Source organism: Streptomyces minutiscleroticus, from assembly GCF_014650875.1.
GTDB lineage: Bacteria > Actinomycetota > Actinomycetes > Streptomycetales > Streptomycetaceae > Streptomyces > Streptomyces minutiscleroticus.
Window position 1 is genome coordinate 82,955 of the sequence record NZ_BMVU01000032.1, and the last position, 23,037, is coordinate 105,991.

The 23,037-nt window shown below is 71.6% G+C and carries 23 protein-coding genes, 2 tRNA genes and 1 pseudogene; 15 read left to right on the top strand and 11 right to left on the bottom strand.

The genetic code is table 11. The features are described 5' to 3' along the window. Positions 1-113: 113 nt before the first annotated feature. Positions 114-186: transfer RNA gene (locus tag IE271_RS26610), tRNA-Ala, on the bottom strand. A 181-nt stretch (positions 187-367) separates the two neighbouring features. Between IE271_RS26610 and IE271_RS26615 the strand changes: the two genes are divergently transcribed. Beyond that, entirely contained in the window at positions 368-916 is a 549-nt protein-coding gene (locus IE271_RS26615; RefSeq protein ID WP_190192968.1) for a helix-turn-helix domain-containing protein, read from the top strand. A gap of 173 nt (positions 917-1,089) precedes the next feature. Continuing rightward, positions 1,090-2,994, top strand: coding sequence for a serine/threonine-protein kinase (locus IE271_RS26620; RefSeq protein ID WP_190192969.1), 1,905 nt, complete (start codon positions 1,090-1,092; stop codon positions 2,992-2,994). A 39-nt stretch (positions 2,995-3,033) separates the two neighbouring features. Here the strand turns inward: IE271_RS26620 and IE271_RS26625 are convergent, their stop codons facing one another. Together IE271_RS26625 and IE271_RS42315 are read right to left on the bottom strand one after the other, a co-directional pair. After that, on the bottom strand, positions 3,034-4,377 hold the full coding sequence (locus tag IE271_RS26625) for a hypothetical protein (protein ID WP_190192970.1): 1,344 nt from the start codon (positions 4,375-4,377) through the stop codon (positions 3,034-3,036). Between the two features lie 331 nt (positions 4,378-4,708). Beyond that, positions 4,709-4,837, bottom strand: coding sequence for a DLW-39 family protein (locus tag IE271_RS42315; protein ID WP_003999697.1), 129 nt, complete (start codon positions 4,835-4,837; stop codon positions 4,709-4,711). Positions 4,838-5,163: 326 nt separating this feature from the next. Here IE271_RS42315 and IE271_RS26635 point away from each other — a divergent pair, with 326 nt between their 5' ends. Continuing rightward, positions 5,164-6,057 (top strand): DUF6344 domain-containing protein, encoded by an 894-nt coding sequence (locus IE271_RS26635; protein ID WP_190192971.1) that lies wholly within the window; start codon positions 5,164-5,166, stop codon positions 6,055-6,057. A 627-nt stretch (positions 6,058-6,684) separates the two neighbouring features. Next, positions 6,685-7,134: a hypothetical protein gene (locus IE271_RS26640; protein WP_190192972.1), complete on the top strand. Its 450-nt coding sequence runs from the start codon at positions 6,685-6,687 to the stop codon at positions 7,132-7,134. 502 nt (positions 7,135-7,636) lie between these two features. On the opposite strand, the gene IE271_RS26645 is transcribed toward IE271_RS26640, so the two are convergent. Next, positions 7,637-8,395 (bottom strand): GntR family transcriptional regulator, encoded by a 759-nt coding sequence (locus tag IE271_RS26645; RefSeq protein WP_190192973.1) that lies wholly within the window; start codon positions 8,393-8,395, stop codon positions 7,637-7,639. A gap of 189 nt (positions 8,396-8,584) precedes the next feature. Here IE271_RS26645 and IE271_RS26650 point away from each other — a divergent pair, with 189 nt between their 5' ends. The 11 genes from IE271_RS26650 to IE271_RS26700 all read left to right on the top strand — a co-directional run bounded on the left by IE271_RS26650 (position 8,585) and on the right by IE271_RS26700 (position 15,131). Further along, a complete protein-coding gene (locus tag IE271_RS26650; RefSeq protein ID WP_190192974.1) occupies positions 8,585-8,917 on the top strand; it encodes an SCO3933 family regulatory protein in 333 nt (110 codons plus the stop codon). Positions 8,918-8,919: 2 nt separating this feature from the next. Continuing rightward, positions 8,920-10,260, top strand: a complete 1,341-nt coding sequence (locus IE271_RS26655; RefSeq protein ID WP_190192975.1) for an FtsK/SpoIIIE domain-containing protein — start codon at positions 8,920-8,922, stop codon at positions 10,258-10,260. Between the two features lie 24 nt (positions 10,261-10,284). After that, positions 10,285-10,974, top strand: a complete 690-nt coding sequence (locus IE271_RS26660) for a DUF2637 domain-containing protein (RefSeq protein ID WP_190192976.1) — start codon at positions 10,285-10,287, stop codon at positions 10,972-10,974. A 20-nt stretch (positions 10,975-10,994) separates the two neighbouring features. Next, positions 10,995-11,183 (top strand): mobile element transfer protein, encoded by a 189-nt coding sequence (locus tag IE271_RS26665; RefSeq protein WP_190192977.1) that lies wholly within the window; start codon positions 10,995-10,997, stop codon positions 11,181-11,183. 15 nt (positions 11,184-11,198) lie between these two features. Next, on the top strand, positions 11,199-11,354 hold the full coding sequence (locus IE271_RS26670; protein ID WP_190192978.1) for a hypothetical protein: 156 nt from the start codon (positions 11,199-11,201) through the stop codon (positions 11,352-11,354). A gap of 21 nt (positions 11,355-11,375) precedes the next feature. Beyond that, positions 11,376-11,690 carry a SpdD protein gene (locus IE271_RS26675; RefSeq protein WP_190192979.1) on the top strand — a complete coding sequence of 105 codons (315 nt, stop codon included), beginning with the start codon at positions 11,376-11,378 and terminating at the stop codon, positions 11,688-11,690. Position 11,691: 1 nt separating this feature from the next. Next, positions 11,692-11,928: a hypothetical protein gene (locus tag IE271_RS26680; RefSeq protein WP_190192980.1), complete on the top strand. Its 237-nt coding sequence runs from the start codon at positions 11,692-11,694 to the stop codon at positions 11,926-11,928. Positions 11,929-12,021: 93 nt separating this feature from the next. Then, positions 12,022-12,198 carry a hypothetical protein gene (locus tag IE271_RS26685; protein ID WP_190192981.1) on the top strand — a complete coding sequence of 59 codons (177 nt, stop codon included), beginning with the start codon at positions 12,022-12,024 and terminating at the stop codon, positions 12,196-12,198. A gap of 199 nt (positions 12,199-12,397) precedes the next feature. Continuing rightward, positions 12,398-13,789, top strand: coding sequence for a replication initiator protein RepSA (repSA, locus tag IE271_RS26690; protein ID WP_308435217.1), 1,392 nt, complete (start codon positions 12,398-12,400; stop codon positions 13,787-13,789). Then, positions 13,786-13,974, top strand: a complete 189-nt coding sequence (locus tag IE271_RS26695; RefSeq protein WP_190192982.1) for a helix-turn-helix domain-containing protein — start codon at positions 13,786-13,788, stop codon at positions 13,972-13,974. The genes repSA and IE271_RS26695 overlap by 4 nt, the downstream gene beginning before the upstream one ends. Continuing rightward, complete coding sequence (locus IE271_RS26700; protein WP_190192983.1) at positions 13,974-15,131, top strand: tyrosine-type recombinase/integrase; 1,158 nt, start codon at positions 13,974-13,976, stop codon at positions 15,129-15,131. Before IE271_RS26695 ends, IE271_RS26700 begins: the two co-directional genes overlap by 1 nt. Before the next feature lie 55 nt (positions 15,132-15,186). Here the strand turns inward: IE271_RS26700 and IE271_RS26705 are convergent. The 7 genes and pseudogenes from IE271_RS26705 to IE271_RS26735 all read right to left on the bottom strand — a co-directional run. Further along, positions 15,187-15,263: transfer RNA gene (locus IE271_RS26705), tRNA-Ile, on the bottom strand. Positions 15,264-15,463: 200 nt separating this feature from the next. Next, entirely contained in the window at positions 15,464-16,135 is a 672-nt protein-coding gene (locus tag IE271_RS26710; RefSeq protein ID WP_190192984.1) for a DUF3566 domain-containing protein, read from the bottom strand. A gap of 18 nt (positions 16,136-16,153) precedes the next feature. Further along, on the bottom strand, positions 16,154-18,751 hold the full coding sequence (gene gyrA / locus IE271_RS26715) for a DNA gyrase subunit A (protein ID WP_190192985.1): 2,598 nt from the start codon (positions 18,749-18,751) through the stop codon (positions 16,154-16,156). Positions 18,752-18,793: 42 nt separating this feature from the next. Beyond that, positions 18,794-20,860 carry a DNA topoisomerase (ATP-hydrolyzing) subunit B gene (gene gyrB, locus IE271_RS26720; RefSeq protein WP_190192986.1) on the bottom strand — a complete coding sequence of 689 codons (2,067 nt, stop codon included), beginning with the start codon at positions 20,858-20,860 and terminating at the stop codon, positions 18,794-18,796. Between the two features lie 273 nt (positions 20,861-21,133). Continuing rightward, a complete protein-coding gene (locus IE271_RS26725; RefSeq protein ID WP_190192987.1) occupies positions 21,134-21,682 on the bottom strand; it encodes a DciA family protein in 549 nt (182 codons plus the stop codon). Next, entirely contained in the window at positions 21,679-22,803 is a 1,125-nt protein-coding gene (recF, locus tag IE271_RS26730) for a DNA replication/repair protein RecF (RefSeq protein WP_190192988.1), read from the bottom strand. The genes IE271_RS26725 and recF overlap by 4 nt, the downstream gene beginning before the upstream one ends. A gap of 128 nt (positions 22,804-22,931) precedes the next feature. Beyond that, positions 22,932-23,037, bottom strand: a pseudogene (locus tag IE271_RS26735) (6-phosphogluconate dehydrogenase); the annotation flags it as partial.

Sequence of the window (23,037 nt, forward strand, 5' to 3'; positions counted from 1 at the left end):
CGGACGCCGCCGACCGACGCCCCTCGCCCCCGGAGGAGGACGAACGCCCCCGGAGAAGGACGAAGGCGACGCGGCCCGCGTTCACCGCGTGCCCACGTCGCCTGTCGTGGCCGTGGAGCCTAGGGGAGTCGAACCCCTGACATCTGCCATGCAAAGACAGCGCTCTACCAACTGAGCTAAGGCCCCGGGAGGATCGCTTCCTGCGGTCGGTGTCCTGACCGCAGGTGCGCCGCGGACCAGACTACCGGGTCCTCCCGGAGATCTCGCAAAAAGATGGGGGTCCCGGTGGACGAACACTCTCCGTAAGATGCGGGACGTGGTTCGCTAGAGCGAACCGCGGTAGTTGGGGAAGCGATGGGGAGACGCAATGGACGCCGCACAGCAGGAAGCAACCGCAAGAGCCCGGGAGCTGCAGCGGAACTGGTACGGGGAGCCGTTGGGGGCGCTCTTCCGTAGGCTCATCGACGATCTGGGGCTCAACCAGGCACGACTTGCCGGGGTGCTGGGCCTGTCCGCCCCCATGCTGTCGCAGCTGATGAGCGGCCAGCGCGCGAAGATCGGCAACCCCGCGGTGGTCCAGCGGGTGCAGCTGCTGCAGGACCTGGCGGCACAGGTCGCGGACGGCAGCGTGAGCGCAGCCGAGGCGACGGAGCGCATGGACGAGATCAAGAAGTCGCAGGGAGGCTCGGTCCTCAGCAACACCACCCAGACCACGGCGAGTTCGGGGGCGCCCACGGTCAAGCGCGTGGTGCGCGAGATCCAGTCGCTGCTGCGCTCGGTCGCGGCGGCGGGCGACATCATCGAGGCGGCGGACACCCTCGCCCCGACCCACCCCGAGCTGGCAGAGTTCCTCCGGGTGTACGGCGCGGGCCGCACCTCCGACGCCGTCGCGCACTACCAGTCCCACCAGAACTGATCCGCCGGCCGGGCTGCCGAAGAGGCCCGGCCGCCACGGTCCCGTCGTGAGCCGGGCCGCCGGAGGGCTCGTACGGGGGACACGGGGGCCGGCAGGGCCGCGCGGCGGGCGCCCGGAGGGGAGGCCGGCCGCCGCAGGGGAGCGACGCACGACCTGGGGAGCGACGCACGGCCATGGGTGAGGTCTTCGCCGGACGGTACGAACTGGTCGACCCGATCGGACGCGGGGGGGTCGGCGCGGTCTGGCGCGCCTGGGACCACCGGCGGCGCCGCTACGTGGCGGCCAAGGTGCTCCAGCAGAGCGACGCGCACGCGCTGCTGCGCTTCGTGCGGGAGCAGGCCCTGCGCATCGACCACCCGCACGTGCTCGCGCCCGCCAGCTGGGCCGCCGACGACGACAAGGTCCTGTTCACCATGGACCTCGTCGCCGGGGGATCGCTGGTCCACCTGGTCGGGGACTACGGCCCGCTGCCGCCCGCCTACGTCTGCACCCTGCTCGACCAGCTCCTGTCCGGGCTCGCCGCCGTGCACGCGGAAGGGGTCGTGCACCGCGACATCAAGCCCGCCAACATCCTGCTGGAGGCCACCGGCACCGCGCGCCCCCGGCTGCGCCTGTCGGACTTCGGCATCGCCACGCGGCTGGGCGAGCCCCGGCTGACGGAGACGGACTACGTGGTGGGCACGCCCGGCTATCTGGCCCCCGAGCAGATGCTGGGCGCCGAACCGGACTTCCCCGCCGACCTGTTCGCCGTCGGCCTGGTCGCCCTCTACCTGCTGGAGGGCGCCAAACCCGACGCCAGGGCCCTCGTGGAGCACTTCGCCTCCCACGGCACGCCGGGCGCTCCCCAGGGCGTTCCCGAGCCGCTGTGGCAGGTCGTGGCGGCCCTGCTGCAGCCGGACCCGCGGGCGCGGTTCCGCACCGCCACGGGCGCACGCAAGGCGCTCGCGTCCGCCGTCGAACTGCTGCCCCCTCCGGGCGTCGACGACGAGCAGATCGAGATCTTCGACCAGCTCGGACCGCTGCCACCGGGGTTCGCCCCCGAAGGGCCGCTCAGAGGCGAGGACGAGACGGTGCCGGGACGCCGGGCCCGCGACGGCGGCACGGCACAGGCCGCCGTACGCCCCGCCATCGCGCCCTCGTCCCCGGGCACACCCTCGCCCCCGAGCGCGCCTCCGGCACCGCCGGCGTCCGCCCCGTACCCGCCGATGCCGACGTCCGAGCCGCACACGCCGTCGTCGCACACGCCCGCGCCGCACACGCCTGTGCCCATGCCGGCGTCCGGGCCGCACACGCCCGCTCCACGGGCACCGATGCCGACGGCGTCCGAGCCGCACACGCCGTCGTCGCACACGCCCGTCCCGGCGTCCGCGCCGCCCGCCGCCGCGCCGCCTGCGCCGATGCAGGCGTCCGGGCCGCACGCTCCGCCCCCGCCCTCGTCCCCGCCCGCTCAGGGCGTGCCGTGGTCCGGCCCCCGCGCTCCCGGTGCCGGCGCCGCGGGTGCGCCCTCGTCGGCCGACGCCGGTGGGCCCTCGTCGCGTTCGGGGCCCGGCGGGGCCGGAGGAACCGCGGGCACCGGCGTACCGCCGAGGCCCGGCACCGCTCCCGCGCCTCCGCCGCCGGCCACGATGTCGGACACCGGCAGTTTCCACCTGCCGCCGCCGCAGCCGTCCGGTTCCTCCGCCGGGGCGCCGTCCGCGGCCGGTCCCTCCCCCGCCGCGCATCCGTCCCGTCCCGGATCCCCTGCCCACCGGCCGCCGTACGCGCCCGCGCCGCAGGCGAGAACGGAGCCGGGGGCCGCCGGACCGCCGTCCGCGCTCCCCGCCCCGCTCAGGGGCGCCGTGTCCACCGCGACCACCGAGGCGCGACGGCTCTCCGCGCACGGTTCCACCGCCTCGTACACCGCCCTGGAGCGCCGGTCCGCGCCCGTGCGGCAGCCCGTACCGCAGCCGGCGGCCCGGCACCGGGCCGGGCGGGCGGTGCGGCGGCGCCCCGGGCCGCCCGCGAAGGTCGCGGTCCCGGTCCTGCTGCTCGCGCTGGTCTGCTACGCCGTGGGCTTCTGGGCGCTGACCCGGATCTGAGGAGCCGCCGAGGGCCGGTGACGGGCCGTCGACCGCCCGTCAGCCGCCCGTCCGCCGCCGGGCCGCCACCGTCCACACCACGAGCCCCAGCACCAGCAGCGACCCCGTGCCGATGCCGCTCGCTGCGACGAGCTTCATCGCGGTGCTCCCGCCGGCGGCACCGTCACCGCCGTCACCGCCGTCCGCCGTGGTCGTGCCGCCGTCACCGGCGCCGGACGCCGTGGTCCCGTCCGACGCGTCCTCCAGGTCCTCCTCCGTCACCTCGAAGACGCCCTGCGGCGCGGCGTTCCCCGCGTACGCGGGACCGGTGCGGCCCGTGCCGTCCACCCGCACGCGCAGCGTCAGCCCGAACGGCCCGTCGCCGAACTTCCCGGCGGTCGCCTCGGCCAGATGGACCGTCAGGTAGTACCAGCCGGCGAACCGCATCCCGCCGACCCGGTCGCTCGCCGCGTACCGGTTCTCGTAGGCGACCGCGGGCAGCGGCTTCAGCGAGGCCGACTTCTGGCGGCCGTCGTAGCCGGTGCCCGCGTCGTCCACGAAGGCGCGCGCCGGGTTGTACAGGGACATGACCAGGGCGCTGCCGAGGAAGCCGTCGCCGCCGCTCGCGCTCGCCAGCTCGGCGGTGGCGTGCACCTGCTGCCCCCAGGCGACCGGGACGCGGTAGAAGAGGGTCCGGCCGGGCGCGATGTCGGTCCTCCAGACGCCCCGCCCCAGCGCCCTCGCGTCCTCGAAGCCCGCGCCCGCCCCGCGCGTGCGGGCGGTCCCGTCGACCGGCTCGGGCGACGCGGAGTCCCAGGTCTCGGGCGCCTGTGTGGGGACCGGTCCCCGCAGCCCCGGCTCCGACACGTACCGCAGCTCCAGATCCCAGTCGTCCGGCGAGGAGCTCGCCTCGCCGACGCGCTCGACGAGGACGTAGTACGTCCCCGCGGTCTGGCAGGAGTACGCGCCGGGGCCGATCCGGCGCGAGGCCCAGGCCGTCAGGGGACGCGGGCTCTCGGTCGGCCCGAAGCGCGCCTGCCCGGAGTCCCCGGAGAAGCAGCTGTGGCCGTCGGCGTCCTGGACGGACACCTTGAGGCCGTCGGAGAAGGCGACCCGGGTCCCCGGGGCGGGCACGGCGGTGGCGGAGACGTACGCGGTGGACGTGGCGTCGAGCCGCAGGCGGTAGTAGGCCGCCCCGTCGCCGCCGACCGAGCTGCGGTAGGTCCTGCCGGGGTCGAGCGGCACGGCGTCTGCGGTGCCGCCGGCGCCGTCGACGCGAGGCGCGCCGGTGGCGAATGCGTACGGATCCGGCGGGGTCGCCGCAGGGGAACGGCCCGGGAGCGCGGCGACCGCGCACAGCGCCGCCGCTCCGGCCAGGACCGCACGGCCGCGCCGCCACCCCATGTCTTCCGCCCCCTCGTCGTCGGCGCCACGCGCCGTACACCCCGGCCGGCCCGGCCGCCACCGCGGGCGTCACCGGCGACGGCACCGCCGTCCGGGGCCGCCTGCGCCCCGCCGTCGCCCACGGAGCACCTGTCCGTGTCCGCGGAGCACGGACCATCCTGCCCCGGCGTCCGGCGCGCCATCCCCGCTTCGGTCCCTCGACCCCGCGCGCCTTCGCGGGACAGTGTCCCGCCGGGAGGCGCCCCGCCGGGCCCCGTGCGGGCGCCCCCGGACAACGCAGGACCCCGGCCGCTCGGGCGGCCGGGGTCCCTACCGAGTCTGTCGTCGGTCCTCACGAACCCGTGGGCACGGAGTCAGTCGCCTCCGTCCACAGATCCTGCTCGGCGCGATCCGCCTGGATCTGGCGGTACACGAGGAGCCCGCCGATGGCGGCCAGTGCGACCAGGAGAAGCTTCTTCACCGCGCGACCTCGTCTTTCCTTGACGTAGGGGACTTCTGGCGCCCGACTATACACACCGACCGATACCGATCGGTGACCTGCTCCGGGCCGCAACTCCCGCCCGGCGCACCGCAGTAGAAGCGGGCGCCCCGGCGGCGAGCACATGGTGACGATTCGCAACACACCGTGACAACCTCCGCTCTTCGCTGCCTTTCGGGGTCCTCTACCCCCATCCGAGTGGTGTTCATCTGAACATCGACGCGCCACGGGCGTCGGTCCACCACTTCCCGAGGGCCATACACATCATGAGGAAAGTACGCAAATCGCCCAACCGAAAGTGAGGGGTCATGGCCCAGAACAAGGTCATGAGACTGTGGTCCGCGGTCGTCACCGCCTTCGTCGCGCTGTGCACCGCGCTCGGACTCATCACCACGGCCTCCGCGGCCGGGTCCGCGCCGCAGTGCGAGCCGGCCCGCGACGGCAAGGCGCTGCCCGAGGCCGCCGCCGCGCCGATGCCGCACCGGACGGGGCCCGCCACCCACTCACTCCCTCCCACGATGAAGCAGCGCATCCGCGCCGAGGCCCACGGCTCCTCCCCCAACTGCCGCCACCGGCCGCCGGCGGACCGGCACGACCCGGCGCCGACGGACTCCGACGGAGCCGCCGCTGCGGACACTGTGGCCGACTCGGGCGGGTCCCCGGCCGCGGACACGCCGCCCGCCTCCAAGGACTCCAAGGACTCCAAGAGCCCCGAGAGCTCCAAGGAGTCCGCGGGGTCCAAGGGCTCCAAGGGTTCCAAGGACGCCGCCGGCGCCGCGTCCCCCAGCGCCTCCCACGGCTCCACCGGGGCCACGGCGGAGAAGACGCCCGCCGGTTCCGCTCCGAAGGCGCCCGCCGGCTCCACCGGTTCCGCGGGACCGGCCGGTGCCGCGTCCCCGAGCGCTTCCCACGGCTCCGCCGAGGCCGCGCCGCCGAGCGCCCCCGCCAAGGGTTCCGGCGGGACCACCGGCCCGGGCGCTTCGGACGGCCCCGCCCGGGACACCGCTCCGGAGCCCTCCGCCGACGCGCACGTCCTGCCCGCCCCGGCGGGCCCGGCCGACGCGCACATCCTGCCGGCGCCGGCGAAGCCCCAGGGGTGGTTCGTCCCGGCGGGCCCGGCCGACGCGCACGTCCTCCCCGCGCGGGCCGACCTGCCCGTACGGATCCCGTCGGCCGGCCAGGGCACCGCTCCGCGGCGCTGAGGCCCGGCGACGGACAGACCCGCCGCGCGTCCGGCCGGCGTCCCCGGCGTCCGCGCCTCCCCGGCAGGTCCGGAGCCCGCCTCCCGGCATCCCGTACGGCGCCCGGCGTCCCCGTACGGCACCCGGCACCCGGCACGCGCACGCACTCGCGCGCCCTCGACGCCCTGTCGTCCCGGTGTCCCGTCGTCCTGATGGATTTGCGTACACCGCGCCCCGCGCGGACAGGAACGGACGGACACCGGACAGCATCGGACCAGGCCCCCGACGCCCTCCCGGCCCGGGGGCCCGCCGTCGCCCGCACCGGGCGGCCGGTGACGCCGCCCGGCGGTCACCGGCCGCCCACGGCCGCATACGCCGAAGGCCCCCGGTCCTGCTGGACCGGGGGCCTTCGTACTGGTGGGGCTAACAGGATTTGAACCTGTGGCCTCATCCTTATCAGGTCGATCATGGGGAGGCTGCGACGTCGGGCAACCTGCTGTGTGCCTTGACCGATCGTCCAACGGCATTCGGCGTCGACCGCCGCTGTCCGTCTCTGTTGGTGTCAGGAACTGATGTCAGCGGCGCATGGCTCCCTTGACATAGCCAAGACAGCGCTCACGACCTGTACTACCTCATAGGCTCCGCGCCATGAGCAACCGCGATCACGCTGCAACGTTCATCATCCTTGGTGTCCTGGTCGTCGTGTTCGGCATCACCTTCACTGTGTTCGTCATACCGTCTGGCCGGGAAGCCCAGGCGGATGAAGACGCAGCCACCAATGCCGCCAACACGCTGCTGCATGCGCTCGGCCGAGGAGACGGAGCAGAGGCCTGTGACCTCCTGACAAAACCTGCTGCCACTGCCCTGACCACCCAGCAGGGAAAGGATGGCTGCCCCTCCGCCGTACGAGATCTGGCCGACTCACTGACCGCTGCGGACCGCGAAGCCGTGGCGGTCATGAAGCTGACCGACGACGACACCAGAGCGGAGAAGCGGGGAACGCAGCACACCGTACGCCTGGGCGCCAATCCCTTCGGCTACACCAGATTCCTGGTGGACCGGCAGGACGGTGCGTGGCGCGTGATCCGCATGGAATAACAATCCTTCACGGTCCGTACGAACGACGGTCGGCACCCATCACCCTCAACCCACCACTCACCCCCGCTCCCATCCCGTCCGCCGTCGACCCACACACCGTGGAGCGGGCGTGGTCCAGGGCGTCCAGGTGGAGCGCGCCACTGTACGAACGACCTGGACGCCCTGGGCCGCGTCTGCTCGGCTCTGCCTGGGTCGACGGCGGACGGGATGGGAGCTCCCCCGCGCACGCCACAACGTGCCCGCGCTCGGCAACGGCGGCCCCTCCATCCCGGTGCCGGCCGATCCCCCCGCCGGAGGCACAGGCTCTGACCGCGGCCTCGATCGTGCGGTGCTCGCCACCCATAGCCCGGCCCCTTCCACTCGTGGGCGTGCGTCGGCGCAGCGCCCGCAGCGCGGGCCGGAGGCAGGAGCGCGGAGGGCGGCGGAGCCGGGAGCACGCCCCGGCGGAGCGGAGCGGAGCCGGGCTTGATGAGGTAGAGAAATCTGTAACAGCTCCGCTGGCCTACGCGTCGAAGTCGTACTCCAGGATGTAAGAGGCAGCGTCCAGGGTCATCTCGTTGATTTCGACGGGGCGACCGTCGTCCGCGAACGCGGTCCGGCAAACGAGGATGACCGGCGTGCCCGCGGAGATGCTCAGCTGTGCCGCTTCTTCCCTCGTGGGCATGCGCGAGCGGATCTCCTCGCGGAAGTGCACGGGCTTGTAGCCGAGTTCGGCAAGTCGGGCGTACGTCCCGCCTGGCCCCGTGTTCTCCTGGGTGATCGCTGAGCCCGCCACCACGGAAGTGGGCAGGTAGCTCGTGGCGAGCAGGACGGGCTTCCCATCCAGGACGAACCGGCGGCGCCTTACACACACGCTGTCATCGTCGGCCAGGTCCAGGACCAGTCCGACGTGTTCCGGCGCGGCCTCCTCGGACACCCTGACCTGGTCCACCTCAAGAGTGCGGTTCTCGATGTCGGCGGACCAGATGGACCGGCCGTTTCCCCACTGCTCCTGGGAGAGTCGCTGGATACCTCGACGCCTCAGGGGGCGGAAGTCTCGTACGAACACGCCGGCACCCTTGCGGGACTCGGCGATGCCTTCATCCTTGAGCACGCTCAGGGCCTGACGGGCTGTCATTCGGGCCACACCATGGGTGGCCATCAGCTCGTTCTCTCCCGGAAGCCGATCACCGGAGCCGTACTCGCCTGACTGGATCGCCTCACGTAGAGAGTCCGCGATCTTCTGGTACTTCGGCCGACGGTCGTTGTCGGTGCTGGCCATTCCGAGCCCTCCTCTCTTCTCTAGACAGCCTAGTGGGTACCCACGGCCCCCCGTCCCGTGCATCTAGCCGCAATCCGGCTTCGTCAACATCTCTATACATCTCTCCCGACCTCTCTAAAGAAGTGCGCTCCAATGAAGATGTCTAGAGAGGCCGCACGGGGCGATCTCCTATGAGTGAGGGATGTGCTCATGCCGTCGTTCAAGATCGACCTTTCGACTGCCGTGGTGTTCGTGGCGACTGCGCCGGAACCGAAGATGGCCAACAAGAAGACGGGTGAGCGGGCCATGGACCGGGACAACCCCGCCGTGGGTCTGTCGACGGTGGGCCTGCTGGTCTCGGACGAGGGGGAGGGCAACCTCTACCAGGTCACCGTCCCCGAGAACGGCTACCCCGAGGGTCTGACGCCGGGCATGCCGGTCAAGGTCCACGGCCTCAAGGCACGGGACTGGGAGAACGAGTTCAACGGTCAGAAGCGGCACGGGATCTCGTTCCGTGCGGCCGCGATCACTCCGGCGGCCTGATCATGGCGGACCTGACGCTGTGGCTGGAGGCCACGGGAGCTCTCGCGGGTGCCGGTGGTCTTGGCTACGCCAAGGTGCGCGCTCCGCGCGTGTACTGGTCGCTGGTCGGACTGCCGGTCACCTGGGGCCGCTTCACCCTCTCCTACCGCTCCACGATGGACGTGTGCGGGCTGACGGTGCAGCCCTCGGGCCTGCGGGCGTTCATGACCCGCAACGTCGCCCGCCGTGAGGTGCAGCCGGTCCCGCCGAAGATCCGCCGGGTGCGGGGCACCTCCACTGGCCTGCGGGTCACCCTGCGCCTCCCGGCCGGGCTGGAGCCCGCCGACCTGATCGCCACCACGGAGCGGCTGCGTCACGCCTGGGGCGTGCACTCGGTCACCGTGGCGGAGACCAAGCCCGGATACGTCGAGCTGCGCATGACCGGCTACGACGTACTCCGCCGGGTGCGGATGCCGCGCAAGGCCCGGCCGCGGGACCTGGTGGTGCCGGTGGCGTTGCGGGAGGACGGCACCGCCTTCGAGCGGGACTACCGCAAGGCCCCGATGGCGCTCACCCTCGGCGCGAACCACTCGGGCAAGTCCATGTACCAGCGCAACCTCATCAAAGGACTCGCTCAACTGCCGGTCGCCTTGGTCGGCATCGACTGCAAGCGCGGGGTCGAGCAGAGCGCCTACGCCCCGCGGCTGTCGGCGCTGGCCACCACCCCGGACGACTCCGCCTCCCTGCTGGCGGTGCTGGTCGCGGAGATGGGAGACCGCTTCGACCTGCTCAAGACCCACGGCGTCTCCGACCTGTGGGAGCTGCCCGCCGGCACCCGTCCGGTGCCGGTCGTGGTCCTGGTCGACGAGGTCGCCGAGCTGTTCCTGATCTCCTCGCGCAAGGACGAGGAACGCCGGGAGCAGATCGTGACCGCGTTGATCCGGCTGTCGCAGATGGCCCGCGCGGTCGGCATCTACCTGGAGATCTGCGGGCAACGCTTCGGCTCCGACCTGGGCAAGGGCGCCACCATGCTCCGCGCCCAGCTCACCGGCCGCGTCGTCCACCGCGTCAACGACAAGCAGACCGCCGAAATGGGCCTCGCCGACATCGCCCCGGACGCGGTGCCGGTCGCCAGCCTCATCCCGATGGAACGCCCCGGCACCGCGGTGGCGGCGGACTCCTCGGGCGGCTGGTCGAAGATCCGCACCCCGGAAACCTCCCGCGAAGAAGTGGCCGCGGTCTGCCGGGCCTTCGCCCACCTCATCCCGGACCTGCCCGCCCTGAAGCCCTTCCGGCCCTTCGTCCCTGCCGAGGTGCCGGCCGCCGGGCCCTCGCTGGTCAAGCCCCACCCCGTCACCGACTGAACCCCTCGAAGGGAGGTGCCCTTCATGACCCGCTCGATCCGCCCCGATGCGGTCCTGGTCCAGGCCGTCATCGCCGGAGCCCTGTCCTTCGCCCACCTGCACGACCTGGCCGAAGCCGCCGGACAGACCGGCTGGAAAGCCTGGGCCTATCCGGTCTCCGTAGACCTGCTGCTGGTCGCCGCCTGGCGTCGGCTGCGCACGGTCCGTCGGGACCGCTCGGCCTGGACCTGGTTCGTGATCGCCCTGGCCGCCTCGCTCGGCGCCAACATCGCCACCGCCGGACTCCTGGACCTGAACGCCGTCCCGGCCTGGCTGCGCATCCTCGTCGCAGGCTGGCCCGCCCTGGCCTTCCTCGGCGGAACGCTCCTGGTGCACTCGCCCGCCGACAAGCCTGCTCCGCCCGCTCCCGTGGTGGAGGAGGAAGAGGCCGCGCCGGAAGTCGAGATGCACCGCACCGACGAACCCGCCCCAGCTCCCGAACCGGCGCCCACGGTGCCGGAACTGGCCTCGGCTCCCCCTGAGCCTCCGGCACCGGCGAAGCCCCCGGCTGGCGCTCCGGCGGTCCCGGCCGCCCTGCTCGATCACGCTCGCAAGCTCGCCGACGCCCACCGCGCGGCCACCGGCTCGCCGATGCCCGCGGCTGACCTGTCCGCCCGGCTCGGCCTGCCCGCCCCGATGACCGACGCGATCACCGCCGAACTCCAGCTCACCTGACCAGGAAGGAGAGATCACCCGTGACCGCCTACCGCCGCTTCCGCGCCGTCACCCGCATCGGCCCCGTCCAGGTCGGCACCTCCTACGACGGCCGGGGCCGGGAGAAGCACACCGCCGCCTGCACCGCCCCGCGCTGTGGCTTCTCCGCCGACTACGACAGCCGCGCCGCCGCCGAACTCGCCGCCCGTACCCACCGCTGCAAGGCCTGACAGGAGATCGATCTCGTGGACGTTCCGCTCTGGCTCGCCCTGCTCGTCGTCGGCTTCCTCGGCATCAAGCTCGTCCGCCCGCCCTGGTGGCTGGTCGCCGTGCTCCTCCTGGGCGGCTACCTCGTCGCCGACAGCATCCTCGGCCCCGCCATCGGCGCGGTCGTCAAGTAACCCACCGAAGGGACACCACCCGTGTTCACCCCGAAGTACCCGCCCCAGACCACCGCCCCGCCCGCGACCGCTCCGGCCCCGGCCCCGGCCGCCGAGGTGCCGGCACCCACCGCACCCGCTCCGGCCCCGGTCCCCGCGGCTGCGGTGTCGACCCGGCCCACCGTCCAGCTCACCCCGGGCAGCGCGCTCGCCCTCGCCGCCGGTGGCGGGGCCGTGGTCCTGGTCGTCGGCGCCGTCCTGGTCTCGATGCTCCTGGCCGTCGCCATCACCGCTACGTCCGTGGCCGTCTGCGCCGTCGTCCTCCGCTCCATGGTCAACCAGGAAAGGAAGCACTGACATGGGTCTCTTCAGCCGCAAGAACAACGACGAACCCGCCCGTGACGAGCGCATGGTCGAACTCGGCCGTGACTACGCGATCGCCCACCGGCACAACGACCGCCGGACCATGAACCGGATCATGCGCGAGGTCGGCAACGACAAGGACGTGACCGACCTGAGCGACTTCCGCACCGGTCAGGAGTCCTACGACTCGATCCCGCCCATCCCACGCCCCGGCCGCAACCGCCGACGCTGACGGCCCCCGGAGTGGCCTCTACCGCCAAGTATCCGCCGCTCCGGGCGCCTGCACCCATTCCTGATCCAGCGGACCCGAAAGGGAAGCCCCATCATGCCCCAGCACGCCCCGACCCTGCGGATCTGCCGCGACTGCGACGGCTTCGCCACCGTCACGATCACCACCGGCACCCGCCACCGCGACGGCACCCGCGCCACCCTCCGCGTCCCCTGCCCGGCCTGCAAGGGCACCGGCACCCGCCTGGTGCGCCAGCAGGAGGTGAGCGTCTGATGCCTCGGCGTCGACCGCCTCCACTACGAGGGCATCGACGGCGAGTACGACCGCCTGAAGAAGACCGTCAAGGCCCACAATCTGCACGACGGACAGGACACGCCTCTGCCCCGGCGCGGCCGCCCTTCCAAGGACCTGTCCGGGCCGACCAGCGAGGACGCCAGCACCCCGCAGAAGCGCCGTTGGGGCCGGTGACCACGTGAACGACGCCGCCACCATGGCGGGCCTGGACCCGGCCACCCTCACCGACGTGCTGAGGCTGGCCGGGTCCTACGGCTTCGACCGCATCCAGGAGCAGATCCGCCGTACCGGCGGCTGCTCCGACCCGATCCACCTGCAAGGCTCCGTCGTCGTCCGGGACAAGAAGACCCGGCACGTCCTGCACTCCTACTCCACCGACACCGAGCCCGGCGGACGCCTCCGCGTGGCCTGCGGCAACCGGCGCGCCTCCCGCTGCCCCTCCTGCGCCTGGACCTACGCGGGCGACACCTACCACCTCATCCGCGCCGGACTGGTCGGCGGCCCGGCCAAGGGCACCCCCGACACCATCCGGGATCACCCGCGAGTCTTCGCCACGCTGACCGCGCCGTCGTTCGGGCGGGTCCACAACCGGCCCGGCAACCGGCCGTGCGCCTGCGGGGCCCGCCACCCCGAGGACGCGCCCGAACTCGGCACCGCCCTGGACCCGGCCACCTATGACTACGCGGGTGCGGTGCTGTGGAACAACCACGCCTCCGAGCTGTGGCGCTACTTCACGATCTACCTGCGCCGCGAGATCGCCAGAGCGGCCGGGATCACCCAGAAGGCTGCTCACGAGCAGTCGCGGGTGTCCTTCGGCAAGGTCGCCGAGTACCAGAAGCGCGGGGCCGTGCACTTCCACGCCGTGATCCGCTTCGACGGCCCCGAAGGCCCCGGCTCCCCGCCCCCGGCCTGGGCCACCCTCGACCTGCTCACCCACGCCATCCGAGCCGCCGCCGCCCGGGTCGCCGTCGACGTGCCGGCCGCCGGGGACCAGCCCGCCCGCACCCTCGGCTGGGGCACCCAGCTCGACGTCCAGCCCATCGGCGCCTTCGCAGACGGCGAGGAGATCACCGAACAGGCCGTGGCCTCCTACGTCGCCAAGTACGCCACCAAGGCCGCCGAGACCACCGGCACCGTCGACCGCCGCATCGGCAGCAAAGAGGCCCTGGTCCTGCTCGACGTGCCCGACCACCCCGCCCGGCTCATCGCCGCCTGCCTGGACCTGCACGCGCTCTACCCGGACCGCAAGCTCCGCGACTGGGCCCACATGCTCGGCTTTCGCGGCCACTTCTCCACCAAGTCCCGCCGCTACTCCACCACCCTCGGCGCCCTGCGCCAGGTCCGCGCCGACTACCGCGCCGCCCAGCAACGCCAAGCCCTCGGCCTGCCCGACCCCGACGACGAAGAGGCGACCACGCTCACCCTCGCCCACTGGACCTACGCCGGGCACGGCCACACCCCCGGCGAGTCCTGGCTCGCCGCCAACATCCGCCGCGACATCCAGCACAACCGCGAACTCGCTCGCGAGGAACTACCCGGCCTGCTGGCCATGGAAGGAGCCGAAGCATGACCACTGCACCTGTCGAGCTGCTGACCGTGCCGGAAGTCATGGCGCGGCTCAAGGTCGGACGGACCAAGGTCTACGACCTGATCCGCACGCACCGCCTGGTCTCCATCAAGGTCGACGGGTGCCGCCGCATCCCCGACAACGCGGTGCACGACTACATCGTCGGCCAGATGGGGGAGGCTGCCTGATGGCGAAGCGCCGGCCGAATGGCGGAGGGACCATCACCAAGCGCAAGGACGGGCGCTATCACGGGGCCGCGTACGTCACCGACACGGAGGGCAACCGGGTCCGGAAGTACGTCTATGGCGCGACCTGGGACGAGGCGGCCGAGAAGCTGAGCAAGCTCCAGGACCAGGAGCGCAACGGCGTCCCGGTCCCCTCCCGGTCGTGGACGCTCGGCGAGTGGCTGGCCTACTGGCTGGAGCACATCGTCGAGCCGGAGCGCGAGCACAACACGTACGTGAAGTACGAGTCCAAGGTCCGGCTCTACCTGCTGCCGCATCTCGGTAAGAAACCCCTGGTCAAGCTCACACCGGCACAGATCCGTACGTTCATGGCCGTGCTGAGGCGGGAGGAGGTCGGGGCGGCCACGCGCTTCGAGGTCCTCCGGACCCTGCGGAACGCGCTCAACCGGGCCGTTCGTGAGGAACTGCTGACGCGCAACGTCGCGCTCCTGGTCGACATGCCCAAGGTCGCCAAGGACAAGGGCACGGCCTGGTCGGCGCGCGAGGCGATCGCCTTCCTGCGGTCCGTCCGTGCGCACCGCCTGTACGCGGCCTGCGTCCTGGTCCTGGTGCTCGGCCTGCGTCGCAGTGAGGTCCTGGGCCTGCGCTGGCAGGACATCGACTTCGAGGCTCGGCATTTCACGCCGGTCAAGCAGGTGCAGCGGGTCAAGGGCGTCGGCCTGGTCCTCAAGGACCTCAAGACGGACTCCTCTCAGGCCGTGCTCCCCCTGCCCGAGTTCTGTATCCGGGCTCTGGAGGAGCGGCGGGAGCTTCAGGAGCTGGAGCGGAAGATCGTCGGTGACACCTGGCACCAGGAGCCGGGCCAGGATCTGGTCTTCTCGTCCGAGCGTGGCGGACTGATCGACCCGGTGGGCTTCTCCCGGACCTTCGACCGGCTGGTGAAGCGGGCTGGTGTGCGTCGGATCACAGTCCGGCTCGCCCGGCACACCTGCGGGACCCTGCTCGCCTTCCTGAAGGTGCACCCCAAGGTCGCTCAGGCGATCCTCCGGCACAGCCAGATCAGCATGACCATGGACGTCTACACGCACGTGGTCGGCTCCGACGAGCGGGAGGCCGTCGCGATGCTCGCCGAGCTGCTGGAAGATCCACTGATCGGCTGATGTCAGCCGTAGATGTCAAAGACCCCCGGCCCTGTCGGACCGGGGGTCTTTTCGCTGGTGGGGCTAACAGGATTTGAACCTGTGGCCTCATCCTTATCAGGGATGCGCTCTAACCAACTGAGCTATAGCCCCGCCGCGCTCTGCGGTGTGTGTCCCGCGCGCTGACCTCTGAAGATTAGCGCACGAGGCGGCCAGTCCCAAAATCGGTGGTCACGGGGGTTGCCCTCACCAGCCCTGGACGAGTCCGGGACCGGTCCGGGGAACGACGAAGGCGTGCGCCGGGCCTCCGGAGAGGCCCGGCGCACGCCTTCGCGGACGGCCCGGCGGCCGGCCTACTCGTCCTCGGCGAGCGTCAGCTCGACCCCGCCCACGAAACCCGCGGACAGGTTGTAGATGAACGCGCCCAGCGTGGCGAGCGCGGTGGCGAGGACGACGTCGATGACCGCGATGATCGTGGTGAAGATCAGCACGCGCGGCAGGGACAGGAACGACTGCAGGTCGAAGCCGTTGGACTCGTTGGAGCCCGTGGCCTCGGAGATCGTGCCGCCCACCGTGGAGAAGACGCCCATCGCGTCCATGACCATCCACAGCACGGCGGCCGCGACGATCGTGCAGATGCCGAGCGCGATGGAGAGCAGGAAGCTGACCTTCATCACCGACCACGGGTCGGCCTTGGCCACCCGCAGCCGCGCCTTGCGGGTCCTCGGCACCGTGCGCGCCCCCGTGCGGGGACGGCGCACCGTGCCCGTCGACGCCTCCTCCTGCGTCGCGTAGGCCTGCGGCGGGCGGTACGGCTGCCCCGCCTGCTGCCGGGGCTCCCGCTCGCCGGGAAGCGCCGAGCCCTGGGCCGCTCCCTCGTACTGCTGGGTCTGCGGACCTCGGGTGTCCGTCACAGTTCCCCCCTGGGATCCATGAGAGTCATGGGAGTGGTCGCCTCCCGCAGCGGAGCCACGGCCGCCGTCCGTGTCCCTACCGGCCGGTCCGGCGTCCGTGGCTCCGCTCACGATGACTCACTCCTCGCGCTACTCGGCCGGGGACGGAGTGCCCTCGTCCGTGCCGGTGGCCGCGGCCGCCTCGTCCGGTGAGTCGACGCCCTCGGCGTCGACCTCCTCGGCCTCGCGACCCGCCTCGGCGTTACGTGCGATGCCGACGACGGCATCGCGCTTGCCCAGATTGATCAGTTGGACGCCCATGGTGTCACGGCCCGTCTCCCTGACCTCGTTGACTCGCGTACGAATCACACCGCCCGACAGCGTGATGGCGAGGATCTCGTCGGTCTCCTCGACCACCAGCGCGCCGACCAGCGAACCGCGGTCCTCCACGATCTTGGCGGCCTTGATGCCGAGGCCGCCGCGACCCTGGACGCGGTACTCGTCGACCGGCGTCCGCTTGGCGTAGCCGCCGTCGGTCGCGGTGAACACGAACGTACCGGGTCGGACGACATTCATCGAGAGCAGTTCGTCGCCCTCACGGAAACTCATGCCCTTGACACCCGAGGTGGCACGGCCCATCGGGCGCAGCGCCTCGTCCGTCGCGGTGAACCTGATCGACTGCGCCTTCTTGCTGATGAGCAGCAGGTCGTCCTCGGCGGAGACCAGCTCGGCGCCGATCAGCTCGTCGTCCGAGCCGTCCTCGGTCTCCCGCAGGTTGATGGCGATGACACCGCCGGAGCGCGGCGAGTCGTAGTCCTTCAGCGGGGTCTTCTTGACCAGGCCGCCCTTGGTCGCCAGGACCAGGTAGGGCGCCGCCTCGTAGTCGCGGATGGCGAGGATCTCGGCGATCGCCTCGTCCGGCTGGAAGGCCAGCAGGTTCGCCACGTGCTGTCCACGCGCGTCACGCCCGGCGTCCGGCAGCTCGTACGCCTTGGCACGGTAGACCCGGCCCTTGTTGGTGAAGAACAGCAGCCAGTGGTGCGTCGTGGACACGAAGAAGTGGTCGACGATGTCGTCTTCCTTGAGCTTCGTGCCGCGTACGCCCTTGCCGCCGCGCTTCTGCGAGCGGTAGTCGTCGGTCTTCGTGCGCTTGACGTAGCCGCCGCGCGTGATCGTGACGACGATGTCCTCTTCGGCGATCAGGTCCTCGATGGACATGTCGCCCTCGAAGGGCACCAGCTTGGAGCGGCGGTCGTCGCCGTACTTCTCGACGATCGCGGCGAGCTCCTCGCTGATGATGCCGCGCTGGCGCACGGGCGAGGCGAGGATCTCGTTGTACTCGCGGATGCGCGCCTGGAGCTCGTCGTGCTCCTGGATGATCTTCTGGCGCTCCAGGGCGGCCAGCCGGCGCAGCTGCATCTCCAGGATGGCGTTGGCCTGGATGTCGTCGATCTCCAGCAGGCCCCGCAGTCCCTCGCGCGCGACCTCGACGGTGTCGCTGCGCCGGATCAGCGCGATGACCTCGTCGATGGCGTCCAGGGCCTTCAGCAGGCCGCGCAGGATGTGTGCGCGCTCCTCGGCCCTGCGCAGCCGGAAGCGGGTGCGCCGGACGACGACCTCGACCTGGTGCGACACCCAGTGGCGGATGAACGCGTCCAGGGAGAGGGTGCGCGGCACGCCGTCGACCAGCGCCAGCATGTTGGCGCCGAAGTTGGTCTGCAGGTCGGTGTGCTTGTACAGGTTGTTCAGCACGACCTTGGCGACCGCGTCGCGCTTGAGGACGATGACCAGGCGCTGGCCGGTGCGCGAGGACGTCTCGTCGCGGACGTCGGCGATGCCGCCGATCTTGCCGTCCTTCACCAGGTCGGCGATCTTCTGCGCGAGGTTGTCCGGGTTGACCTGGTACGGCAGCTCCGTGACCACCAGGCACTGGCGGTTCTGGATCTCCTCGACCGCGACGACCGCGCGCATCGTGATGGAGCCGCGGCCCGTGCGGTACGCCTCCTCGATGCCCTTGCGGCCCACGACGAGGGCGCCGGTCGGGAAGTCGGGGCCCTTGATCCGCTCGATCAGCGCGTCGAGCAGCTCCTCGTGGGAGGCGTCGGGGTTCTCCAGGTACCACTGGGCGCCCGCCGCGACCTCGCGGAGGTTGTGCGGCGGGATGTTGGTCGCCATGCCGACCGCGATGCCCGCCGAGCCGTTGATCAGCAGGTTCGGGAAGCGGGAGGGCAGGACGGTGGGCTCCTGGGAGCGGCCGTCGTAGTTGTCCGTGAAGTCGACGGTCTCCTCGTCGATGTCGCGGACCATCTCCATCGACAGCGGCGCCATCTTGCACTCGGTGTAGCGCATGGCGGCCGCGGGGTCGTTGCCCGGGGAGCCGAAGTTGCCGTTGGAGTCCACCAGCGGCATCCGCATCGACCACGGCTGGGCCAGGCGGACCAGCGCGTCGTAGATGGAGGAGTCGCCGTGCGGGTGGTAGTTGCCCATGACGTCGCCGACGACACGGGCGCACTTGTAGAAGCCCTTCTCGGGCCGGTAGCCGCCGTCGTACATCGCGTACAGCACACGGCGGTGGACGGGCTTGAGGCCGTCACGGACGTCGGGCAGGGCCCGGGACACGATGACGGACATCGCGTAGTCGAGGTAGGAGCGCTGCATCTCCGTCTCGAGCCCGACGGGCTCGATGCGCAGGACGGACTCGTCGTCGCCCTCCGCCACGGGGGCTCCCGGCACGTTTGCGTCGGTCATTGCGGGTGATGGTCCTTTCCGGTGCGGTCAGCCGTGACCGACTCAGATGTCGAGGAAGCGCACGTCCTTGGCGTTGCGCTGGATGAACTGGCGGCGTGCCTCGACGTCCTCGCCCATCAGCACCGAGAACAGGTCGTCGGCCTGCGCGGCGTCGTCCAGGGTGACCTGCCCGAGGACGCGGTGGTCGACGTCCATCGTGGTGATGCGCAGCTCCTCGGCGTTCATCTCGCCGAGGCCCTTGAAGCGCTGGACCGAGTCGTCGCGGATGCGCTTGCCGTTCTGCCGGCCGAGCTCGATCAGCGCGTCGCGCTCACGGTCGGAGTAGGCGTACTCGAAGTCGTCCCGGCCCCACTTGATCTTGTACAGCGGAGGACGCGACAGGAAGACGTGCCCGGCCTCGACCAGCGGCCGCATGAAGCGGAACAGGAAGGTCAGCAGCAGGGTGTTGATGTGCTGGCCGTCGACGTCGGCGTCCGCCATCAGGATGATCTTGTGATAGCGGAGCTTCGAGATGTCGAAGTCCTCGTGGACCCCGGTGCCGAAGGCGGAGATCAGCGCCTGGATCTCCTGGTTCTGCAGGATCTTGTCGATCCGCGCCTTCTCGACGTTGAGGATCTTGCCCCGGATGGGGAGGATCGCCTGGTACTCCGGGTTGCGGCCGGACTTGGCCGAGCCGCCGGCGGAGTCGCCCTCGACGATGAAGATCTCGCACTTGGTGGGGTCGTTCGACTGGCAGTCGGACAGCTTGCCCGGCAGCGACGCCGTCTCCAGCAGGCCCTTGCGGCGGGTGAGGTCGCGGGCCTTGCGGGCCGCCACGCGCGCGGTGGCCGCCTGGATCGACTTGCGGATGATGTCCGCGGCCTCGTTCGGGTTGCGGTCCAGCCAGTCGGTGAGGTGCTCGTGCACGACCTTCTGCACGAAGGTCTTCGCCTCCGTGTTGCCCAGCTTGGTCTTGGTCTGGCCCTCGAACTGCGGCTCGCCGAGCTTGACCGAGATGATCGCGGTCAGGCCCTCGCGGATGTCGTCGCCGGTGAGGTTGTCGTCCTTGTCGCGCAGCAGCTTCTTGTCGCGTGCGTAGCGGTTGATGAGGCCGGTCAGCGCGGCGCGGAAGCCCTCCTCGTGCGTACCGCCCTCGTGGGTGTGGATGGTGTTGGCGAAGGAGTACACGCCCTCGCTGTAGCCGTTGTTCCACTGCATCGCGACCTCGACGGAGAGCAGCCGCTCCTTGTCCTCGGCCTCGATGTCGATCACCGTGGGGTGGACGACCTCGCCCTTGCGGGAGTTGAGGTACTTCACGAAGTCGACGATGCCGCCCTCGTAGTGGTACGTGACGGTCTTGACCTCGGGGGTCTGCTCATCGGCGGCCGTCTCGTCGGCCACGGCCGTGGCCTTGGCGGACTCGCGCTCGTCCGTGAGCTTGATCGTCAGGCCCTTGTTGAGGAAGGCCATCTCCTGGAAGCGCCGCGACAGCGTCTCGAAGGAGTACTCGGTGGTCTCGAAGATCTCCGCGTCGGCCCAGAAGGTGACGGAGGTCCCGGACTCCCGGACCTCCTCGTGCTTGGCGAGCGGGGCCGTGGGGACGCCCTGCTTGTACTCCTGGGTCCAGCGGTACCCGTCGCGCTTGATCTCGACGGCGACCTTCGTGGACAGCGCGTTCACCACGGAGACGCCGACGCCGTGCAGACCGCCGGAGACGGCGTAGCCGCCGCCGCCGAACTTGCCGCCCGCGTGCAGCACGGTGAGCACGACCTCGACGGCCGGCTTCTTCTCGACGGGGTGCATGTCCACGGGGATACCGCGGCCGTTGTCGACGACGCGCACGCCGCCGTCGGCGAGGATCGTCACGTCGATCGTGTCGGCGTGGCCGGCCAGCGCCTCGTCGACGGAGTTGTCCACGACCTCGTAGACGAGGTGGTGGAGTCCGCGCTCACCGGTCGAACCGATGTACATGCCCGGTCGCTTGCGGACCGCGTCCAGACCCTCGAGGACGGTGATCGCGCTGGCGTCGTACGAGGGGGTGCCCCCGCTGGTCTCGACGGCGGCGGTGGACGGATTGTTCTCGTTGGGGTTGCCGGAATCGGCCACGAAGCGCCCTTTCTGGCACAGCACAGACCAGGCTCCCGGCAGGTGCCGGAGCGGCTGCGGCGTGTTGCGTTGGTAAGCCTTAGTCAGCGTTGCTCGGTGTGTCCCACAAGTGGGGCGGGATTAGCTTCCAGTCTACCGGTAGCGCTGACAGTGATGGGGGTTTGCCGGTACCTGAGTCCGCATGTGCCGCCCTGAACCGGTCTCGGCCGACTCCCCATATGCGGAGCGGGGCTCCAAGAGGCTCCAGACGGCACTCAGCGCTTCGGGGTGTCAACCCGTAGCTACCGGCGGGTCAGGTCAGCCGTAGGTGTCCCCGGGGCCCGTGCTTCCGGGGGCGCGCAGGGGGCCGAAGCGGTGCGTGGGACCCCCGGGGCCGTGGACCTTGATCAGGCGGACCGTGCCGTGGCCGAGGTCCTCGTTGAGGCGGGCGACCAGCTGCGGGGCGAGCAGGCGCAGGTTCGTCGCCCAGGCCGTGGAGTCGCACCGCACGCTGAGGACCCGCTCCTCCTCGTCGTAGCGCTCGGGGACGCAGTGCCGGGCCAGGTCGTCGCCGACGATCTGCGGCCAGCGGCCCATGACGCCGCCGACGGCGGCCGGGGTCTCCCAGCCCCGCTCGGTGATCAGGCGGTTGATCGCGGCGCCGAGCGCCATCGGGTCGCGGCCGTCGGCGCGCGCCCCGGACCGCAGGCCGCCGCGGCGCGCCTGCCTCTTCTGCTGCGCGGCGTCCCCGCGCGCGCGGGCCTGCTCCTTGGCCGCCCGCAGGGCGACCCGGGCGAGGTCGACGCCGGAGGGCTCGGGCGTCCTGGGCGGCTGCGGTCCGGACGACTGGTCGGGCTGCTCGCTCATACGCGCTCCACCGCCCCGTCCGACACGGCGTACCGCACCCCCGCCAGGACGCCCGGCACGTCGTCGTCGACCGCGGCCGTCACCAGGACCTGCTCGCCCGGGGCGACCAGCTCCGCGAGCCGCTCCCGACGCCGCGCGTCCAGCTCGGCGAAGACGTCGTCGAGGACCAGCACCGGCTCGTTGCCCTCGGCGCGCAGCAGGTCGTACGAGGCCAGGCGCAGGGCCAGCGCGTACGACCAGGACTCGCCGTGGGAGGCGTAGCCCTTCGCGGGCAGCCGGCCGAGCTTGAGCAGCAGCTCGTCGCGGTGCGGTCCGACCAGGGTGACGCCCCGCTCGATCTCCTGCCTGCGGGCCTCGCCCAGGGCGGTGATCAGTTGTTCGTACAGCTCCTCGCGGCTGTGCCCGACGACGCCCGGCGACGACGGGCGGTACTCCAGGGCGACCGGGCCGCCGCCGGGCGCCAGCTGCTCGTACGCCTTGTCGGCCAGCGGCTGCAGCGCCGTGATCAGGTCCAGACGCCGGGCGAGCAGCTCCGCGCCCGCGCGCGCGAGGTGCTGGTCCCACACGTCGAGCGTGGACAGGTCCATGGAGCGGCCGCCGTGGCGGCGGGCCAGCGCGGCCGACTTCAGCAGCGTGTTGCGCTGCTTGAGGACGCGGTCGTAGTCGGAACGCACGCCCGCCATCCGCGGGGAACGGGCGGTGACCAGCTCGTCCAGGAAGCGCCGGCGCTCCCCGGGGTCGCCCTTGACCAGCGCGAGGTCCTCCGGCGCGAACAGCACCGTCCGGACGATGCCGAGCACGTCACGCGGCCTGACCTGCGATGATCTGTTGATACGGGCGCGGTTGGCCTTGCCGGGGTTCAGCTCGAGCTCCACGAGCTGCCGGCGCTCGCCCTGCTGCACCGAGGCCCGGACGACCGCCCGCTCGGCGCCCATGCGGACGAGGGGGGCGTCGGAGGAGACGCGGTGGCTGCCGAGGGTGGCGAGATAGCCGACCGCCTCGACGAGGTTCGTCTTGCCCTGGCCGTTGGGCCCGACGAACGCGGTGACTCCCTGCTCGAGCGGGACCTCCGCCCGGGCGTACGAGCGGAAGTCGGCCAGCGACAGATGCGTGACGTGCATGGTCGTTCGCCGACCTCCCCAATGTGGTGCTTCTGGCTCGTCCGCGCGGGCCGGGGCCGGCCCGCGCGGGTTGTCCCCAGCTGTGGACGGCCGGGGAGCTCAGGGGATCGCCGCCCCCAGGCTGTGGATTACTTCTTCTCGACCGCGTGGCCGCCGAACTGGTTGCGCAGTGCGGCGATCATCTTCATCTGCGGCGAGTCGTCCTGGCGGGAGGCGAAGCGGGCGAAGAGCGAG

Coding starts and splice junctions, on each gene's coding strand:
- IE271_RS26680 (WP_190192980.1), top strand. CDS start 11,692: ATGGGTCTCTTCAGCCGCAAGAACAACGACGAACCCGCCCGTGACGAG.
- IE271_RS26620 (WP_190192969.1), top strand. CDS start 1,090: ATGGGTGAGGTCTTCGCCGGACGGTACGAACTGGTCGACCCGATCGGA.
- IE271_RS26685 (WP_190192981.1), top strand. CDS start 12,022: ATGCCCCAGCACGCCCCGACCCTGCGGATCTGCCGCGACTGCGACGGC.
- IE271_RS26655 (WP_190192975.1), top strand. CDS start 8,920: ATGGCGGACCTGACGCTGTGGCTGGAGGCCACGGGAGCTCTCGCGGGT.
- IE271_RS26645 (WP_190192973.1), bottom strand. CDS start 8,395: ATGGCCAGCACCGACAACGACCGTCGGCCGAAGTACCAGAAGATCGCG.
- IE271_RS26640 (WP_190192972.1), top strand. CDS start 6,685: ATGAGCAACCGCGATCACGCTGCAACGTTCATCATCCTTGGTGTCCTG.
- IE271_RS26660 (WP_190192976.1), top strand. CDS start 10,285: ATGACCCGCTCGATCCGCCCCGATGCGGTCCTGGTCCAGGCCGTCATC.
- IE271_RS26700 (WP_190192983.1), top strand. CDS start 13,974: ATGGCGAAGCGCCGGCCGAATGGCGGAGGGACCATCACCAAGCGCAAG.
- IE271_RS26650 (WP_190192974.1), top strand. CDS start 8,585: ATGCCGTCGTTCAAGATCGACCTTTCGACTGCCGTGGTGTTCGTGGCG.
- gyrA (WP_190192985.1), bottom strand. CDS start 18,751: ATGACCGACGCAAACGTGCCGGGAGCCCCCGTGGCGGAGGGCGACGAC.
- IE271_RS26695 (WP_190192982.1), top strand. CDS start 13,786: ATGACCACTGCACCTGTCGAGCTGCTGACCGTGCCGGAAGTCATGGCG.
- recF (WP_190192988.1), bottom strand. CDS start 22,803: ATGCACGTCACGCATCTGTCGCTGGCCGACTTCCGCTCGTACGCCCGG.
- IE271_RS26725 (WP_190192987.1), bottom strand. CDS start 21,682: ATGAGCGAGCAGCCCGACCAGTCGTCCGGACCGCAGCCGCCCAGGACG.
- IE271_RS26625 (WP_190192970.1), bottom strand. CDS start 4,377: ATGGGGTGGCGGCGCGGCCGTGCGGTCCTGGCCGGAGCGGCGGCGCTG.
- IE271_RS26635 (WP_190192971.1), top strand. CDS start 5,164: ATGGCCCAGAACAAGGTCATGAGACTGTGGTCCGCGGTCGTCACCGCC.
- IE271_RS26615 (WP_190192968.1), top strand. CDS start 368: ATGGACGCCGCACAGCAGGAAGCAACCGCAAGAGCCCGGGAGCTGCAG.